The 20,000-nt window shown below is 44.6% G+C and carries 12 protein-coding genes; 5 read left to right on the top strand and 7 right to left on the bottom strand.

Features of this window, described 5'->3' with window-relative positions; all coding sequences use genetic code 11:
- Nucleotides 1-256 precede the first annotated feature (256 nt).
- The 6 genes from F6K23_RS18945 to F6K23_RS18920 all read right to left on the bottom strand — a co-directional run bounded on the left by F6K23_RS18945 (nt 257) and on the right by F6K23_RS18920 (nt 14,773).
- Nucleotides 257-2,419 carry a bifunctional UDP-sugar hydrolase/5'-nucleotidase gene (locus tag F6K23_RS18945; protein WP_293158685.1) on the bottom strand — a complete coding sequence of 721 codons (2,163 nt, stop codon included), beginning with the start codon at nt 2,417-2,419 and terminating at the stop codon, nt 257-259.
- A gap of 490 nt (nt 2,420-2,909) precedes the next feature.
- Complete coding sequence (locus F6K23_RS18940; RefSeq protein WP_293158683.1) at nt 2,910-4,883, bottom strand: pyridoxal-dependent decarboxylase; 1,974 nt, start codon at nt 4,881-4,883, stop codon at nt 2,910-2,912.
- Nucleotides 4,884-5,856: 973 nt separating this feature from the next.
- Nucleotides 5,857-6,867, bottom strand: a complete 1,011-nt coding sequence (locus F6K23_RS18935; protein WP_293158681.1) for a formylglycine-generating enzyme family protein — start codon at nt 6,865-6,867, stop codon at nt 5,857-5,859.
- 425 nt (nt 6,868-7,292) lie between these two features.
- Entirely contained in the window at nt 7,293-9,884 is a 2,592-nt protein-coding gene (locus F6K23_RS18930; protein ID WP_293158679.1) for an arylsulfatase, read from the bottom strand.
- Between the two features lie 293 nt (nt 9,885-10,177).
- Nucleotides 10,178-12,679, bottom strand: coding sequence for an arylsulfatase (locus tag F6K23_RS18925; protein ID WP_293158678.1), 2,502 nt, complete (start codon nt 12,677-12,679; stop codon nt 10,178-10,180).
- Between the two features lie 492 nt (nt 12,680-13,171).
- Entirely contained in the window at nt 13,172-14,773 is a 1,602-nt protein-coding gene (locus F6K23_RS18920) for an arylsulfatase (RefSeq protein ID WP_293158676.1), read from the bottom strand.
- 791 nt (nt 14,774-15,564) lie between these two features.
- On the opposite strand from F6K23_RS18920, the gene F6K23_RS18915 reads away from it, so the two are divergent.
- The 5 genes from F6K23_RS18915 (at nt 15,565) to F6K23_RS18895 (ending at nt 19,621) form a co-directional block, all read left to right on the top strand.
- Entirely contained in the window at nt 15,565-16,569 is a 1,005-nt protein-coding gene (locus F6K23_RS18915) for a helix-turn-helix domain-containing protein (RefSeq protein WP_293158674.1), read from the top strand.
- 284 nt (nt 16,570-16,853) lie between these two features.
- Nucleotides 16,854-17,870 (top strand): helix-turn-helix domain-containing protein, encoded by a 1,017-nt coding sequence (locus tag F6K23_RS18910; protein ID WP_293158672.1) that lies wholly within the window; start codon nt 16,854-16,856, stop codon nt 17,868-17,870.
- A gap of 543 nt (nt 17,871-18,413) precedes the next feature.
- Nucleotides 18,414-19,136, top strand: coding sequence for a transposase (locus F6K23_RS18905; protein WP_293158670.1), 723 nt, complete (start codon nt 18,414-18,416; stop codon nt 19,134-19,136).
- Nucleotides 19,137-19,197: 61 nt separating this feature from the next.
- Nucleotides 19,198-19,401 (top strand): IS200/IS605 family accessory protein TnpB-related protein, encoded by a 204-nt coding sequence (locus F6K23_RS18900; protein ID WP_293158668.1) that lies wholly within the window; start codon nt 19,198-19,200, stop codon nt 19,399-19,401.
- Nucleotides 19,373-19,621, top strand: a complete 249-nt coding sequence (locus tag F6K23_RS18895) for a hypothetical protein (RefSeq protein WP_202223739.1) — start codon at nt 19,373-19,375, stop codon at nt 19,619-19,621. Before F6K23_RS18900 ends, F6K23_RS18895 begins: the two co-directional genes overlap by 29 nt.
- Here the strand turns inward: F6K23_RS18895 and F6K23_RS18890 are convergent.
- Entirely contained in the window at nt 19,613-19,981 is a 369-nt protein-coding gene (locus tag F6K23_RS18890) for a sulfotransferase domain-containing protein (RefSeq protein WP_293158665.1), read from the bottom strand. The two genes, F6K23_RS18895 and F6K23_RS18890, sit on opposite strands and share 9 nt — an antisense overlap.
- Nucleotides 19,982-20,000 lie beyond the last annotated feature (19 nt).

The following is a 20,000-nucleotide window of genomic DNA, read 5'->3' as shown; positions in this document are numbered from 1 at the left end:
GTCCGAAGGCAATCGTTTGTGTAAAAGTTAGCGTGGATATCTACAGGATAATTTAAGTTTTTTTCTTGCCTGTTGCCTGTTGCCTGTTGCCTGTTGCCTGTTGCCTGTTGCCTGTTGCCTGTTGCCTATTTACTATACAAGACCGATGCTACCGGACATGATATGATTTGCTCTACAATTGTACGATCGCCCCTAGGCAATCGCACCATACAACATTATCGAGATTTGGGATTAGATAAATTCAGCAAAAATTCCTCTATTGAGCAATCACTGTATCTTCCCGAAACGCCAGGTTCTGAATGCGCTCATCCGAGGACGGATCGCCGTCCGCCTGCTGAAAAGCTTTGTCTGCCGTAGGAAAAACTTGATAGAAGTATTCCGACAGTGAGTCTTGCTCGGTGCCGAAAGGAGAGAAGTCAGCAACGCCCTCAAAAGGTTCTGCAATCGGCTCATCCCTCACCCCGTTTTGGTTGAGATCCTCTTCCGATTCAAAATCCCCGTCGCCATCACTATCTGGCTCACCCAAGAGATCGACACGATTAAACAAAACCGGATCGGCACTCAAAAAACTGGGGTAAGGATAGCTGTCACCACCGTCAGCGAGATAGTTGACGGTAATCGCCCGGAAAGTGCGACTGGGGTCGCCAACGAGTTCGCCATTTTGCGCGACTACATCAGATTCGCTATCGCCCAAAACGACTAAAGAGAGTACGCGATCGCCAGCAGGACGTTCAGCATCAAAGCTAAACTTCAAACCTCCTACTTGGGGAAACTGACCTGGTGTTGCACCGGAACTGGTCTGCGCAACCCCATGTTCGAGTGTCTCTAAGAGTTGTTCTGCCGTTAGGGTGATCAGGGTGAGTCCGTTGTTGAAGCGGAGAGAATTATTGATGTCCAGTTCGGAAACCTCTCCCTCTGCTTTGCCTGCTGCCGGGTTTGCTTCGGGGGGCAACAGTTCAAATTCATTGGGATCGGTGCTGCCACTCGCGGCGTTAATGATGCCGATGTTGGAACGGATACTGCCCCCAGTTTTCAAAGCAATTCGCGTTGTGGGGTCTACCGTTTTAGCGTATGCCAGGTCAGCATCGGAAGTCAGATTGCCCAGGTTGGTTTCTTCGGTGCGGACGAAGGAGCGATCGCCCCGTAGGAAAACTGTCGTATTACCAAAAACGTTGCCATCCTGACTGACGATAACCTCATTTAGGGCACTGGTAATGGCAACAATCTCTGGGTCTAGCGTCCCACCAGTTGCTGCAACTCCCTCTTCGTCAGTGGCGTAGGCTCCGCTGATACTGGGATCAATACTGTCGGTAACGACGATACCGTCACTATTGAAGTCTACCACCAGACGACCAACATATGTATAGTTTGCTTTCGTGTTGACAACGACAATTGGGTTGTTGTCCGCATCAGTTTTGAAAATGGGATAAGGACCAGCGCTGGTATCTCCAGCGCGGAGGCGATCTGTTTCATCAGACAGCAATGTATGGGAACCGCCCGCAACAATTATATCCACATCTCGCAGACGAGGAGCTAGTTCGTCGCGCTCAATATTCAACTGTTGCATGTGGGCTAAAAGAATTACTTTGTTAATGCCCGTTGCCGTCAGCTCGTCCACCGCAACCTGAATGTCAGCAGCCAGGGCATCGTAGTCCGTATCATTTTCAGGGAGTACGGTAACCTTGCCCGTGGAAGCGATAACAGGCAACTTTGGTGTGGTTGCGCCAACGATGCCGATCTTTTCGTCGCCAATGGTAGCGATCGCTGTTCCTGCTAATTGTCCGGCTGAAAGGGTGCTAATCTCTTGCCCGTTTTCCGTCACCTTGTCGGCCAAGTCTGGATCTGTACCAAAATTTAAGTTTGCGCTCAGATAAGGAAACAACGCCCCACGGTATTCGCCAGAAGGTTGAATGATGTCTCTCACTTCCTTAGTGCCCAAATCGAAATCGTGGTTGCCAAAAGTGGAGGCTTGAAGGCCTAGTTGGTTGAGGATTTCGATATCGGCGTGGCCGATACCCGCTTTGCCCACAGGGGTGTCGCTCATGCTGGAATCGCCACCGGCAAACAGGAACGGGCTAGGGATGTAGTTATCCCCTGAGGAAAGGAAAAGGGTGTTGGGGTAGTCGTCTTTGAGGGCATTGAGGACGGCGGAAAAGCGAGGTGCGTCCTCCATAGCTTCCAGGCCAGCTTCAAAATCGGAGGCGTGGAGTAGTTGTAGACTAAAGGTTGTGGCATCTGAGTCGGTAGCAGTGCTGGTAGCAGCAGGTTCGGATTTGCCAAACCAGCCAAAGCCTTTGAATAGGTCGGATAGGCTCCATGCTGTCGCCGGGGGGACAGCGACACTCAAAAAGAAAGCAGTGGCGATCGCAACAGCCACTACCTTCTTCCACAGATGCTTCCAAATACGATTTAAAATCATCGAGAAAAACCTCTAAACAATAACCTTGAACTTTGGACGAAATGTCCGTCGGTTCACTTTTTGTTGCCTTCGCATAGCGAGTCGTAAGTTTATCATATCATGTCCGCTTGAATACTTAATACTTTGATGGAAGGAATGCGGAGGAAGAAGGCTTTCTTCCTATTATGACTTAATTCTATACACGCTCTTCTACCGCTGGTAAGCTAATGTGGTAATCGGTGGAAATGAAAGCAAATCGCACCGTAAGTCCTCACTCTACGAAATTAGCCGACCGCCGACCCTTAAACTTCAGGTACATGAGTGACTGCATGGTGGAGAGATTCGAGTATCTCTGGTTCCACGCCATCCAGCAGGCGACTAAAAATGGTCTGTCCTGACTCCCAGACAATTTTCAGCAATACTATAGAGCGATCGCCACACTATACCGCTAGGCGAAACTCAAAAGTCAGTTGAGAAGATTCCCACTATCAAAACCTAACTTTGATTAAGATTAAGAATCACACTTTTTGCCACGACGGCGTTTCCAGAGTCGCTTCAACGCTTTGCGGGATTGACGTCCAATACCAGAGAGAAGATTATCTGACGTGGAACCACCCGCATCTTCTTCATCAGAAGCACATACAAGAGGTTTAATATTCGAGAAGTCAGAGTAAGGCAGAGGACAATTTCCAGCATCATCCTTGGGTTGGGGAACTGTACCTGCTTCAATTGCATCCCGTGCCACCAATACCAACCGAATCAATTCGTCCATCACTTCCGGGGTAATATTGACATTCATCGGATAAGCTTTTACAGCATAGATGAAACCGGGTTCTATTTCCTCATTGTCATAATCTGTTGGACGGAAACCACTGGTATAGCTGATGTAAGGTGCATAGCCTCCCTCGTGCAACTGACCGTCGCGATGCCACTGCCAGAGCATATCGGCTATATTTTTCTGCAATTCATTATTGGCTTCCAGTTCCTTCTTAGCCAGCGGATTGTTCAGTTCTTTTTCGTATTGAGCTTTAGCATCCACTCCCTTTTTATAAACCCGGAACAGAGTCACGAAACCTGAATCTGCTGTGTTGACACAGACTACAGTTGGTTCGTTAGCAATAACCTCATGGCGCAGGTAATGTTGAATTTCCAGAATACCCCCCAGAACCGAGCGGAATCCTTCATAACCCATGTATTTCAGAGTTGCCCAAGCTGCCATTGAATAGGAACCGGAGCGGGAAACTTCCAGGGTGTAGAGACCAGGGTTGTAGCAAGTACGCGCCTGAAGATAAGCCGAACCAGGACGACTGAGAAGTTCTTGGAATTTATGCAAACTGCGAACCATAACCACGCTACAATTATAGGTTGACCAACCAGTCTTGTGAAAATCACAGCCAATGGCATCAGCGTGGACAACTTTGCTAATAGCCTCGTAGTTTTTCTTAATCTGCGCCAAAACTGCTGGTGCAAAGCCCAAGGGATTCTCTACAAAGTCATATCCTTTGAACATCAGCCAAGACCAGCCAATCACCGCATCAGCGTAAATTAGGGGTCGTCCCACTCCCTCGGGATGTTTTTCTAGGGGATAGAGTTCATCTACCAATTCCCTTACTTTGTCAATGGGGTCTACCGCAAAAGCATCCGTTGTGCCCATGGTGCAGACAATGGCAGCAATAGGCGTACCAGAGGAATGGAGGACTCGCACCACTTCTTCTAGGTGGTCAAAATCCATGGCATTCGTGACATCATCGGTGTCAATTTCGATGTAGTTCTCCATACCCAGACCAGTCCAGTCTGTGGAATTCTGTTTGCAGTAGTGACCCTGTTGAGACACTAACACTTTGGCATCGGTGCGAATGCCATTACAACGGGAATTCATGCCCAAACAACTGGTCAGGGCGTATTTGATGCCATAAAAATAGCACCCAGAACCTCCAAAGGTGAACAGACCACCTGCTTCATCAGTCGGCCAACCAATCAGATCGGCTAAGATCGCAGAGGTCTCCATCTCAGTCTTTTCTACATCCCACGCATATTCCCCCTCAATAATATTGGGACTGAAAACCTGAGTCATCATGGCAGAAATAATCGCAGCAGTGTTAGCCGGAGGAATAACATTAGGCATTACCAGGGGATGATTCCAGTTGGGCATTCCTCGAAATAGTTCTGCTGCCTCCTCAAGCACATCTTCCACGGAAGCCATTTTTTCTCCCAGACGCGCTTCGGTCACTCTGCCATAATGGGGACCAGTAGGATCGTTTCCTAGATAACCCGGTGTACCTGTAGGGGAAGTAGACTGGGGTGGTTTGAGTCGGTCTAGATAACGAATGGCTTGGTGAACCATGTCTGCAAAGGGGTCTGAGGCTCCTGTGCAATAGTAAGTAGGGAAAGCGCTGCGCATCTCGGCGCGTAAATTAGCCCAACGGGGTGCATCTGGTTGGGTACTACCATCTTTATTCCAAAACGCAGAAAATTTGGAAACCATTATTTGACTCCTAATGTTGTGAAGGATTAACTAGCTATCAGCTTTTAGCAGCTCTGGGTTTAAATCCCCTTCTAAACGTTTACTGCTGACTGCTGACTGCTTTTTTCAAATCGGAAAATTGTTCGAGCAACCCTGATACAGATTCATTACATAAATGTATCTTGAATTGTTTCGCTAAAGTTATTCTTTAGGAAAATTTTAGTTTTGTACTTTTGCCAAAAATCTATGGCACTACTTTATTGACACGAAATTAGGGTGGGTTCACTTCAGCGTAACCCACCAATTAGAGTTGTTGTACTGGACTGACATAGGTTGGTGCGTTACGACAGATGGTTAAAAGCCTCTAACAGCAACCGATTTTAGCTGTCTAATATAAAATCCGGTTGAACAGCCGTCATTGCGACGATAGGAAGCAATCTTCTAAATCCATGAGATTGCTTCCTTACACTCCGTTCCACTCGCAATGACTTGGGTATATTAATTATCCGGATTTGATATAACGCACCCTACTTGACTATCCGAACTAAATCGTTTAATTATTCATTATTCATTATTATTAATTAGGGCTTGCTGATTAAATCTAAAAGCATTGACAGATGAAGACTTTAGCCTTTTTTAGGCCTTTAAAAAGTACCTGGTATCACGTCTAAAACGCTCAAAAAGTTAGTATTTTAGGTGCATAGTTGGGCAGAAAAATTAAGGGACAATTCTTACTCCTACCTCCTTTAAATTCCTATTTCTCCTGTCTCCTGTCTCCTGTCTCCTGTCTCCTACCCCTACTAAAAGACTTATTCAGCAAACCCTAATTATTGGCGTTGCTGATTCTGGGTATGATGCAAGCCCCCCTAACCCCCCAATGCGTGGGGGGAATAAAACTCTAAAAGTCCCCCAAAGTTGGGGGATGCGCGGGGGCTTGACCAGAAGCTAACAATCGCGCATTCATACTTCAATTCAGCAACGCCTAATTATTTAGTTATCCCAAATTTTTGATGAGGCGAAAACCAATGTGAGTGGTTCCAGTATCCGGTGACTGGGACTCTCGTGCAGCCGGACGGTATCGACTGCAATAGTTGGGCGCACAGAGGTGAGAACCACCTTTAATGACGTGTACTGCTCCCTCTCCAGGTTTTTTTGGGTCAAAACTTTCCGCTTGTCTGGGACCTTCTGGATTAACGCTATGAGCCATGTCTTTTCGTTCAACCTGATACCAATCGGCAGTCCATTCCCAAACGTTACCTGTCATGTCATACAAACCGTAACCATTTGCCTTGAACGAACCAACGGGAGCAGTTCCCAAATAGCCATCAGTTTTGGTATTGAGAAAGGGAAAAATTCCTTGCCAGGTATTGGCTTTTTTAGCAGAATATTCTTGACCCCAGGTGTAAGTAGATTCTTTTAAACCACCTCTGGCAGCATATTCCCATTGAGCTTCGGTGGGAAGTTGTTTTCCTGCCCACTTGGCGTAAGCTAAGGCATCTTCGTAGGCAATATGAACAACCGGATGGTTTTCTTTCCCCCTAATATTACTATCGAGGCCGTAGGGATGTTGCCAGTTTGCCCCCACAACCCAATGCCACCAACTCAGATAAGCGACTTGTTGAATGCCTTCTGCAGGAGGTTCAAAAACAAGGGAACCAGGCGATCGCTGTTCATCGGGTAAATCAGGAAATTGTGATTTTGATAGGGGACGTTCAGCTACGGTAACGTAACCTGTATCTTCAACAAATTTGGTAAATTCGGCGTTGGTAATTTCGTGGGAGTCAATGCAAAAGGAACTGACACTAACATCTTCAACAGGTAGTTCTTCGATAAATTCTGGTTTATCTGACCCCATTTTGAAATCTCCTCCAGGAATGAAAACCATATTTTCGGGACAAGTTGAAGAGGGGACGGCAAATGCACTCGGACTAAAAATAGTAACAGTTAGAATAAAAACACTGAGAACAGTTAGGAGTTTTTGAATATAATTTTGAGAATTATTCATAATTTTAGTTGCAGAATTATTTATATCATGCGGTTTTGTTTGTAGTTGGGCTTTAGCCCAGATACATATTTAGCGGGCTAGAGCTTTACTACGAGCCTAATTAATTCAAGGGAACATGATCAAGAGGGAAATATCCCGGCTGACTATAGCCAGGAAGTTCAGCTCTCGTAGGTTGGGTTGTTTCGCTAACGCGATATGTAACGCGTTAGCATTGCGAAGCTAAAGGAAAGCAAAGTATGGAACGTTTTCCGCTAAGAGCGGACATGAAACGCTGCGCGACATATTCGCGGAGCATTCCCTATACGAAAAAGCGCAGCTTATCGGCAGGATAAACCCAACACCCCATTACCAACCGTTAAAATCTAATTGGTTCAGCGAAGGAAACTAATGTTGGGTTTCCCGTTCGTCAACTCAACTTACACCTACTATTTGCTTGAATAACGTTTCTCAACCTGCTGAATTATTGAGTCCCAAAATTCTTCATTTCCCACTTTGGTGTCAGGTTCCTGGGGAGCTAATTCATCCAGCAACTCAACCGTCAGTTTATTCACGGTGCCAGTGAAGGGGAAGGGAACTTCATCGGCGTAATCTAGTGAAACAGGAGAACCCAAATCTGTCCCAACATCAAAGCTCTCACTGGCGGTAAAAGCATTAGGCACCGTGCGTTCAACCATGATACTAAATTCCTCTTCATCTCCATCAACGTGAATCTCCACAATGGCTGGAGCAAGGGGTTCTAGACTAGTGAAGATAGTTTTTACTTCAATGGTGTGGGGACCTGCTGGGAGAGTTTTTTCGGATTCAGCCTTGTACCGCTCCAACAACATCATGTTGTACTCGTACTTAAGCTTTCCGTCCTGCATAAACAAGGTTAAACCCCCACTCGCACCACCGAGAGCATAGAGAACACCGGAATCGTTACCGTTTAGGTCAACATCGATCGTCACCAAGTTGCTTTGACGACCCAGACCTGGTGCAGTAAACTCAGGCATCCGAGTCGTGGTGCTATCAAAGGTCCAACTCGTGTAAGGAGTTCCGATCCGATCTTGAGGATTGATGCGCGTCCAGAGACCGCCGCCAATAGGAAAGACCTTATTGTCTTCTGCTTCTTGTAAGAACAGTTGCTTCATCATCTCCAGAATCTCTGGCTGTTCGGCTGCAAGATCGTTCTGTTGTGTAAAGTCCGTCGTCAAGTCGTATAATTCCCACACATCTTTAGTAGAATCCCACTCTTCTAAAGCCTTACTGTCGCCGGTAGTCCAGGGAGTCAGAGGACCAAACGTGCAGGCATACCAGCCATCGAAATAGATGCCACGACTGCCGTTATTCTCAAAATACTGGATCTGCTTCTCACCTGGTGCATCAGCATCGTTAAAGCTATAGGCCATGCTAGTACCATCAAGTGATTCCTGGATAAAACCATAGAACTCTTCCGGTGGGGTAATATCCAGAATGTCGTAAATGGTAGGGGCGATGTCGTTGACGTGATGGAACTGGGAACGGGCGGTGGAGTCGGGGGTAATCTTAGCGGGCCAAGAAACCACTAGGGGATTGCGAGTCCCACCGAAGTGAGAGGCAATCAGCTTAGTATAGCGGAACGGTGCATCGCCAGCCCAAGCCCAAGCAGCATTGTACATATTGTCGGTTTTAGCAGTCCCCAAGGCAGCAAGACCATCGGGATCTTCGTCGGTGCCAAAATCACGCTTGAGGGCATCGAGTTGGTCATTTATAGTATTTGGAATCTGGTTCTGGGCTAGCAGTTCGCTGATACTGCCATTTTGGCCTTCGGCACTGGCACCGTTGTCACCCCAAATATAAAAGATCAGGGTATTGTCTCGAATGCCTTCGGCCTCGAGTTCATCAACTATCTTGCCTGCTTGGGTATCTACATCTTCTACAAAGGCAGCATAAAGCTCCATCAAGCGGGTTTGAAACTCCTTTTGATTTTCTGGAATTTCATCCCAAATATCCATATCTTCAGGTTGCTCGCTATCTACGGCATCCGCTGCCAGGGGAAGCCAGTCTAATTGTTTCTGGCGCTCAAATGTGCTATCGCGCAAAGCTTTCCAACCATCGTCAAACTTATCTTCATATTTCTCGGCTAACTCGCTGAAGATGTGATGAGGCCCGTGGGCAGCACCAGGAGCCCAGTAGAGAAAGAAGGGCTTATCAGGAGTATACGCTTGGCGTTGGCGCAACCAAGTCACTGCTTGATTCGCCAGATCTTTACTCAAGTGATAAGGCTGTTTTTCCTCTTTGTCGAAGTAGTGGGGGGGTTCAATCGGGTTTGTATTTTCAAACAGCCGTGGCTCATACTGGGAGGTTTCTCCAGCCACAAAGCCGTAGAAATAGTCAAAGCCATGTCCGGTTGGCCAGCGATCGAAGGGTCCCATTGCGGTGGTTTCATTTGCTGGTGTGTTGTGCCACTTACCAAAGGCTGCGGTCTTGTAACCATATTCCCGCAATACTTCCGGCAGTGTGGCCGTAGTTTTGGGAATGATGCCCAAGTAACCATCCCAATCTGTTGCTCGTTCTGCAATAGTGCCGGAGTGGACTCGGTGGTGATTGCGTCCTGTCAACAGGGCGGCACGAGTGGGAGAGCAGATGGAAGTGGTATGGAAGGTATTGTAGGCAATTCCTTCATCCCACAAGCGTTTAATGGTGGGGGCTTCAATCTTACCACCAAAGGCTTCGGCTTGCCCAAATCCCACATCATCCAGGAGAATAACTAAGATATTGGGAGCATCTTCGGGTAGATAGTTCGGTTCTTCCCGTCGAATCATAGGCTTGGACTCTTCTAGAGTCTCATTGGCCTCACTTGCGGAAGGCACGGGAGGAAAGGGTAGGGAAGTGCCATCAACAGGAGGATCGGAACGCCAGGGAAGGGAAGGTAGCGGAATGTCATCGACAGAAACTGCCAAGACAGGGGGAGCGATAGTCCCCCACAGGAGAGAGGTGGCGATCGTAAACGCCACAAAGCCTCTCAACATTCGGTGCAAAAGACCGTTGAAAAACATAGAGAAAACCTCATAAAAGGGGTTAACACAATCTCAGGCTGCATCCCAAAACACAATATGGATAGCCTTGGGATGGCCTGTAGAGTCCCGATCGCTTGCTCGGAACCCTACAGGCTGAATTAGAGACGCAATAGTTCATAAATCAATGGTTTGTAATAGGTTTGATTTGAGTTTAGCGAACATGATAAAGAGGGAAATATCCCGGCTGACTATAGCCGGAATGTTGAGTTAAAACCGTAGGTTGGGTTGAGGAACGAAACCCAAACTACACTCTGAATATCGAATAGCGATCGCTATTTGCTGGAATAACGTTTCTCAACCTGCTGAATGATTGATTCCCAAAATTCTTGATTCCCCACTGTGATTTCTGGTTGCTGGGAATCAGATTTATCCTCCACCACAACCTTATTCAAGGTTCCAGTGAAGTCAAAGGGCATTTCATCAAAATAGTCTTCAATTACAGGTGTCCCTGTATCAAAGCCCACATCGAAGGTTTCGTCCTGGCTGAATTTAACTGGGAGACTTTTCTCAACGCGACCTTGACCAATCTCAGTGTACTCAGTATCTGGAGTATCAGTTTCCTTAGCATATAGAGTAACTGTTGCTCCAGCTTCAGGTTCCTCACTATCGGTAATATACTCTGCCTTAAAGGTAACTTTGCCTGTCGGTAAAGGGCTAGTGGACTTGATATCATAGCGCTCTATCCCGGCAAAATTGTAGTGGTAAACCAGTTGATCATCCTTGATGAATAGTCCAAAACCGCCAAAACGTCCCCCTATAGTGAGTAGTATCCCTTTATCACCTGTGTTAAAGACAACATCTGCTGTAATAGTGTGGCTCTTGCCTTTCATGTCAGGTGCTGCCGTTTCCCTGGTGCGGAAATGATCGGGATAGGTGTTGGTGCGACGGCCAGTAAGAGTCGGGCGATTGGATTCATCAAATCGTTCGGTTTTGCTGTCATCCAGGGGAAAGACGTTGTATTTAGAGGCTTCAGCATAGAACAGCTTAATCATTTCATCTAGCTTATCTGCATTCTCAGGGTCAGCAGCTAGATCGTTGGCCTGGGAAAAGTCTTCATTAATGTTGTAAAGTTCCCAGTTCATGTGCAGCACATCAATGGAGTCGTCGTTTTGGTCAAGCCAAGGCTCACCCCGCATGGCACTAGCCATCCAGCCATGATCGTAGATCCCCTGGTTGCCCAGCATCTCAAAATATTGGGTGGTATGAAGAGTCTCAGCATCCGCATCATCAAAAGTATACACCAAACTTGTGCCTTCGATGGGCTTTTGATCAACGCCATTAACTTTAACTGGAGCCGGAATACCCACGGCTTCTAAAATAGTCGGGAAAATATCAATGATGTGACTGAACTGGTAGCGGGTAGTACCAATGTCCTTAATCCGATCTGGCCAAGAAATTGCCATGCCGTTGCGAGTACCGCCAAAGTGGGAAGCAATCTGTTTTGTCCACTGGAAGGGTGTATCCATTGCCCAAGCCCAAGCAGAGGGGAAGTGATTATAGTGCATCTGCCCACCGAGGGTATCCATGGCGGCTAGTTTGCTATCAAGGGATTCTTCCAAGCCATTGAAAAAGGTGACTTCATTGATAAGTCCTTCAAGACCTCCTTCAGCACTGGAGCCGTTATCGCCAGCGATGTAGATAATCATCGTGTTATCTGATTCACCTATCTCCTTGATCGCATCAATAACTCGACCGATCTCATGGTCGGTTTGCTCGGTAAAAGCAGCACAAACTTCCATCATCCGGGCATATAATTCCTGCTCTTCTGTCGTCAAGGAATCCCAGGCAGGCAAAGAATCAGGACGAGGAGTGAGTTTAGCATCTTGGGGAATAACTCCCAACTCTTGCTGTTTAGCAAAGGTTTGTTCGCGGTATTTATCCCACCCCATATTGAACTCACCTTTATATTTGTCAATCCATTCCTGGGGAACTTGGTGAGGGGAGTGGGTAGCGCCAGTAGCAAAATAAGCCAGGAAGGGTTTGTCCGGTATCAGGGCTTTTTGAGTCTTGATGTAGTTAATCGCATGATCAGCTAAATCGGTATTGAAGTGATAAGGGGAACCATCGGCGTTGGTTGCCGGGGGTTGGACGCGGGTTGTATTTTCAATTAGGGGAGGGCTGTATTGGTCAACATCGCCTCCGACAAACCCATAGAAGTAGTCAAACCCTAAGCCTGTAGGCCAATGATCAAAGGGTCCAGCTTCCGTGGCTTCCCATTCCGGAACGTTATGGTTTTTGCCAAACCAGGCGGTGCCATAACCATAAGCCTGAAGGACTTTGGCAAAGGTGGCGGCATTTTGGGGAATAATGCTGTTATATCCAGGATATCCCGTTGAGCCATTACTCAATGCCCCAGTGGCGACGGAGTGGTGATTTCGTCCAGTAAGTAGGGCAGCGCGTGTGGGGGAACAGAGTGCAGTAGTGTGGAATTGGGTGTAGCGCAAGCCATTGGCTGCCACCTCATCCATCCTCGGGGTTTGAATAATCGGGCTACCAAAGGTACTAAATTGTCCATAACCTACATCATCCAACATCACTACCAGGATATTGGGAGCATTTTCGATCCCAAAGGTAGAAGGCAGTTTCAGTTCTGGTATATCGGGTACAGAGTCGGGAACGGTTAGCCCGATTTTACCCGAAAATGGGGCGTCGGGATGGGGTAGAATTTGCTGTGCCATTACTGGTGGAACAGTTGTTGTGAGGAGGAGAGAAGTGGCGATCGTAAACACCACAATCCCTCTCACCATCCGGTGCAAAAGACCGTTAAAAAACATAGATAAAACCTCGTAAAAGGGGTTAACAAAATCTCAGGCCGCATCCTAAAACACAATTTGGATAGCCTTGGGATGGGTTGTAGAGTCCCGATAAATCCATCGGAACCCTACAGCCTTGGCTGAATTAGAGACGCAATAGTTCATCAATCAATTTGTTGTCATCTGTTTTCCAGGAATCCTATGAGGGTGAGTATTACCCACCCTACTGGCGCGTCTAGCTTGAAAATGTGAATGAAAAACCTAACCCCCCAACACCCTTCCTATCCCCCCTTGCCCCCCTTTGAAAGGGGGGAGGAGGGAAGGGGGAGAATATTCTCCCCTCTCCTTGCAGGAGAGGGGGAGGGGCAGGGGGGAGAGGTCTTCTAGGTTACTCACTCCTAACCCACAATTTTAGTCTTGACACGGCACTACAGATAACCTACAGATGATCGGTTTCAGAGCTAGTCAGCCATACTCACGTCAATAATTTTGTCAAAATCGGATCTAAATAGACTATTGCAAACCCTGATTCGTCAACGCATCAAGTTGCTCGGCCATATTCTTGAGGGCCTGCTTGGTTTGTTGATCCTTGATACCCTCAACGGTATCGTCAATCACATTCGACAAATTAAAGGATTTTCCACTTTGTACTGGAGGATATTGAATCAAGCTTTGAAGATGTTCGCCTAACTTTTCGCTCATCGGTTGTAAAAGCCATGACACTTTTTGCAGAAGGTGTCCGTAAGCATCTGACGTGTCATAGCTTTCAAATGGGTCCATCCGCAGATTAAACAATAGAGGCGCAGTACGAGGAACAAGATTGGCGTAGTAGTCTTCTTTGGTGGAAAAGTGGAACTTCCACGGCCCCATTCGCACTCCAGTCAAGATACTTTCGTAATAGTTGAACAGTAAGTTGCGGTTCGACTTGTCCGTCTTGCCAGTCCAGTAATCAAGATTGTTAATCCCATCAATGTACTGATGTTTTTCATAGTCCATCTTCTGTACTACATCAGGTACACCAGCCGCAGCAGCAAGGGAGGTGAACATATCTTGGTGAGCCTGAATTCCATTGAGTATCTGACCAGGCTCGATCATCTCCGGCCATCGGAGCATGGAAATTACACGAATTCCGCCTTCGTAAGTCGTCATTTTTTCACCTCGGAAGGGTGTGGTTGCCCCATGAGGCCAGGAAGAATGTTCAGGGCCATTGTCTGTGGAATACCAAATGATGGTGTTATCATCTACACCCATGTCTTTAAGGGCATCCAGGACAACGCCGATATCGTGATCATGCTGAAGCATCCCGCTACCGTGATAATCAGCTTCACTGGTATAGTCTTCGGCTGCGTAGCGCCATTGGTCATTTAGCCGACTGTAAAGGTGCATACGGCTGGTATTCAGCCAGACAAAAAACGGTTTATCCTGATCTTTGGAATCTTGCATGAATTGGAGTGCTCTTGGAATTACTTCCCCTCCATCAAAATCCTTCATTCGCTCTTGGGTAAGAGCACCAGTATCCACGATAGTTTGATAACCCACGACTCCAAAACGAGGATCTACGGCATTATCAAAAGTATCTGTGGCAAAGGAGTGGATTACACCTCGTGTGCCAAACTTATTTTCGTAGGCTTCTAGGCTACCCGAATACTTCTCACCGAAGTTTTGATAGTCTCGCTGTTCAGCTTCTTCTTGGGTATTGAGGTGGTAGAGATTACCAAAAAATTCATCAAATCCGTGGACAGTGGGCAGATGTTCATTACGATCGCCAAGGTGGTTTTTACCAAAATGACCTGTTCTGTAACCCTGCTCCTTCATAACTTCCGCTAGAGAGGGTGATTCTGCTTTCAGTCCCAGGGTATCTCCAGGTTGTCCCACGGTAGTCATACCGGAGCGGATGGGATACTGGCCTGTAATAAATGCTGCTCGTCCGGCTGTGCAGCTTGGCTGGGCGTAGTGATCGGTGAAGCGAATCCCCTCGAAACCAATCCGATCGATATTTGGCGTGGTATACCCCATCGTCCCCATACCGTAAGAAGATACGTTCTCCCAACCAATGTCATCTCCCCAAATCACGAGAATATTAGGATGAGATTTTGCTGTCTCTGTGTCTATCAATTGCGATTGTGCTAGTGCTGAACTAGGCAAGAAACCGCAGATCGAAAAAACAGTGATTAGGAGACACAATGTAACGGCCTTAAATCCTTGTCGGATCGTTTTTTGCGTTGGCAGTAAACGCAATATTTTGGCGCTGTTGCGCCTATATTTCAACATAGAAACCTCTTATGCTCAGGTTGTATTCACTAATGTTAAACCAGTCGATGTAATCACCCATGATCCAAAGAATGTTGGGTCAGGTTGTAGTTTTTTGGGCTAAAGCTGCGGCTGTTGGGAACTAAGGCAAAATGCCTGACACCACAAGCAATAGGGAGATCGCCATAGCAACACCCATTTTCATGCAAAGAATCACAAAAATGATCTCCTTAATTAATTTTCATATAGCTTCAAAAACTTATCTCACACTTAAAAAGCTTTCACCAGTTCAGCAATCAGCTTTGCTGATAGCTAGTTAAACAGGGACAAAAAGCTGCAATGAAAGAAGTTTGATGGCCATTGATTATTTCGTGAGATGGACTTTAGAGTTCCAAGTAAGCGATCGGAACTTTATCAGTTGGACACCCTTGAATTGATCTGTCGAATTAGGATGGGTCATACCCACTCCGTAGCACAACAGAGTTATCTGAAGACTTGAGGATTAGTTTAATGGTAATGTATCACTTTGAATAACCGAAAATTCCAACTTTTTGAGTTATAGAAATTGATAAATTAATTCAAAAAAAAAATAAGTTTTACTTATAATTTATTTGATTGTTTTCTATTAATTGATTTATGCAAAAAGGAATGTGTTGATGGATATAAATAAGAGTAAAATTACCCAAACTAAAAATAATTCTGGGAGAAGCAATCATAATATTGTCTCCAAATTCTTTACAGATGTAGATGGTTTCCAAGAGTTTCTTGCCTATCAACGGTACGAAATCATACAACTCACATCTGGTTCTCTTGAAGCTGGTTTTTTCTCAATTCAGGTTGGTAATATATCTTTCACCTATATTCACGCAAGTCAAGGAACCCAAGCTTTTGGTGATAAATTGAAAGAATACTGCTATTTCTCCATAGTCTGGTTTGAGAATGAAGGAGCATTCTACTCCTACCGTCACCTTATCGATCCTCAAAGGACTCTTTTTTCTTTCAAAGGAACAGAAGCTGACTTTATAGCTTCTAAAGGTGGAGGGATCATACACATTAATATCCCTTGGAAAACTTTTCATACTTATGCAGACAAACTACAACGCCACGATCTAGACCATAATTTTCTGAGTAAAAATCATGTGAATTTGCTCCCAACGGGGATGAAAGAAATTAAAGATTACCTGAAACAACTATTTTGGTTAGCAGTACACAAACCAAATTGGTTACAAAAACCTGATATTGAGAAACTCGTTGCTGATGATTTCGTGCCTTTGTTAATTAGTCATATTCCCATTAAGTGCAATTCCAAGAATTTCATGAAACCTTCTCGAAGAGGAAAGTTGATTACTCAAGCAGAGAAAAAAATCTTAGGGCACTTAGATCAACCCCTAACGTTAAAACAGCTAGCTGAAAATTTAAAGTCTAGCAGTTCTGCCTTATCCTATGGTTTTCAGGACTTATTTGGCATGAGTCCCATGCGTTATCTCAAAGTGCGACGACTCAATGCAGTACGACAACACCTGAAAGCAAGCGATCCAGAAAGTTGTGTTATAGCTACCCTCGCCAGTCAATTTGGGTTCTACCATCAAAGTCATTTTACTAAAGATTACAAAACCATGTTTGGGGAGTTGCCTTCAGAGACATTGGGAAAGAAGGCATAAAGAACTGCAATAGTTGGGTGCACAGAGGTAAGAATCACCCTTAATGACGTGTACTGCTACTGCACCCTCGGCGGTTTTTTTGGATCAAAACTTTCGGCTTGCCTGAGACCTTCTGGATTAACGCTATAAGCCATATCCTTTCATTCAACCCGATACCAGTTGGCAGTCCATTCCCAAACGTTACCGTCATGTCATACATACCGTAACCATTCGCTGAGAAGGAACCAACAGGAGCAGTTCCCAAGTAGCTATCTGTTTTGGCATTTAGAAGAAGTGCTGCAAAAATGAGTAACATTATAGATTTAGACAAAAGTAAAATTACCCAAACTCAAGATAATTCTGAGACAAGCAATCATAATATTGTCTCCAAATCATTTACAGATGTGGATGGTTTCCAAGAGTTTGTTGCCTATTCTGGACTGGAAATAATACAACTTACTCCTGGCTCTCTTCAAGCTAGTTTTTTCTCAATTCAGGTTGGTGAGATATATTTCATATATTGTCAGACAAATCAAGGGACTCAATCTTTTGGTGAGGAATTGAAAGAATACTTTTGTTTTTCTATCGCCTGGTTTGAGAATGAAGGAGAAATTTACTCCTACCGTCACCTTGTCAATCCTCAAAGGACTCTTTTTGGTTTCAATAATATGGAAGCAGACTTATTAGTTTCTCAAGGTGGAGCGATAATAGAGATTCATATCCCTGTCAAAACTTTTGATACTTATGCAGACAAACTACAACGCCACGATATAGACGATAATTTCCTGAGTAAAAATCATGTGAATTTGCTCCCAACTGGGATGAAAGAAATTAAAGATTACCTGAAACAACTATTTTGGTTAGCAGTACACAAACCAAATTGGTTACAAAAACCTCATATTGAGAAACTCGTTGCTGATGATTTCGTTCCTTTGTTAATTAGTCAGATTCCCATTAAGTGCAATTCCAAGGGTTTTCTCAAACCTTCTCGAAGAGCAAAGTTGATTACTCAAGCAGAGAAAAAAATGTTAGGGTACTTAGATCAACCCCTAACCTTAAAACAGCTAGCTGAAAATTTAGAGTCTAGCAGTTCTGCCTTATCCTATGGTTTTCAGGATTTATTTGGCATGAGTCCGATGCGATACCTCAAGGTGCGACGACTCAATGCAGTACGACAACACCTGAAGGCAAGCGAACCTGAAAGTTGTGTTATAGCCACCCTCGCCAGTAAATTTGGGTTCTACCATCAAAGTCATTTTACTAAAGATTACAAAGCTATGTTTGGGGAGTTACCTTCAGAGACGTTGGGAAAGAAGACATAGGAGGCAATCGCTAATATTGTCCACTAGATATAGCAATCCTAAATAAGTTCTAATATAGAATCCTCTTGAACAATGGTCCCTATCGACGATAGGAAGCAATCTCATCTCAAATCCGGTTAAACAGCCATAGAATGGTTAAGTTAGGAGGAGTCAGGTAGTAGGGGCGTTAACGATAGTTATGCGAAACAAACGGCCGTTCGCCCTACAGGAGTCAGGAGGAGAAAGAATTACAAAGATGAGGGTAGTCATGACGATTGAAGATTTTTTTATGAATTAAACGGATTTGATATAATCCCACATTCCGCACTTCAATTTGTAGCACAACAAGATACATGAATCATCATCAGAATTTGAGCCAACAAATTAAACAACCATAAGGGGGTAATTAACTGTTAAACTTAAACTGTAGAAAATAGTTGTCAAATGTAGAAAAGTATTGTAATATTAAATAGTTAATAGAAAGCGAAAATTTAGGCAATGAATGATTTTGACCATGATAGTAGTTACAGGTGAGTACAGCAAAATTTGAGGGTTAGCGCACAATTGAAAGTTGTTGACAGACATATAATTAGACGAACACATAACTTTTGGCAGGTGTGTGATGAGTTAGCTTTTAAGTCAAAAAACCTGTATAACTTGGCTAACTATCACTGTCGTCAGCATTTTTTCTGTACTGGTAACAGTCTGGATCTAACTAAACTGTACCACGCCACCAAAGATAGCGATGCTTACAGAGCATTACCAACTAAAGTATCAAAACAAATAATAAAATGCTTGGTTGCAACTTGGCGTGGCTATTTTCAAGCTATAAAAGAATGGTCAAAATATCCTGGGAAGTTTTTAGGTAAACCCAAAATACCAAAGTATAAGAATAAAACTCAAGGTAGGAATGTAGTTATATATTCCAAAGAATCAGTCTATAAAGCCCCTCTCAAAGATGGTATTTGTCACTTATCGATGAGTGAGATCAAAATACCTGTAGTTGTGGATACTGTAGTTGAAGTCAGGATAGTACCTGCGACCGGCTGCTATGTAATTGAAGTTGTGTATGAAAAAACTGAACAACCACGGATACAGTCTACATATATAGCAGGAATAGACTTAGGGATTGACCGTAAGGTAGCTCTATCTACAAATAAGCCTGGTGTCAAACCACTGCTGATTAACGGGAAGCCACTAAAAAGCGTCAATCAACTATATAACAAGCGTAAAGCTAAGTACCAAAGTCATCTCAAAGGCAACAGAAAAACTAGCCGGATATATTGAAGCATTAACCTATCACCGAAATCGTTTTGTTTCCAATTATCTGCATAACACCAGTAAGTTAGTGGTTGAATATTTAACCACAAATAATATTGGTACTGTAGTCATAGGAAAAAATGATAATTGGAAACAAGGTGCAAATATCGGCAAAAAAAACAACCAAAATTTTACTCAAATACCTCATGCTAAGTTAATTCAACAGATAACTTATAAGTGTCAACTGGTTGGGGTAAAAGTCATTGAAACAGCAAGATTGTTACACCAGTAAAACATCTGCTATTGACCTAGAAAAACCAATTAAACATGAAAACTATGTAGGTAAACGAGTCAAACGTGGTTTATTCAGGAGTGGAACTGGTATAGTCATTAATGCTGATGTTAATGGCAGTCTTCAAATTATTAGAAAGAAATTCCCAGAGGCATTTACTGCCGAGGGAATAGTGAGCTGTGCCGTACAGCCAGTATTGGTCAATCCAATATCAAGATAAAAGCTGTTTCATTTTTCTACAGTTTTTTTCGTACGGTAAATGACTATGAAAATAACGGCGATCGCCACTATTTACGATCAAATTATCTAAACCTCCATAACGAGTTGCAGCACCTTCTAGCCAAGGAACTGCTTCACTCAATACTTTCTCACCTTGCTCTCCATTGCTAGCAAGCAAGTGAACAATTTGCTCCATCCATGTCGTACCAGATTTAGGATAGGCTACTACAAACGTATCCTGAACGCCGACTCTAAAATCCTTAAGCGCATCCATTTCCTTCTGGGTAATGAACGCAGGAAAGACAATTAGACCTTCTGGGTTTTTACCATCCTTAACCAGTGCTTGCTTATATTGTGCCATGTGTTAAATCCTACTACTT

Origin of the sequence: Okeania sp. SIO2C9 (genome assembly GCF_010672455.1) — a bacterium.
Taxonomy (GTDB): domain Bacteria; phylum Cyanobacteriota; class Cyanobacteriia; order Cyanobacteriales; family Microcoleaceae; genus Okeania.
This window is presented reverse-complemented; position numbering and strand designations above follow the sequence as displayed.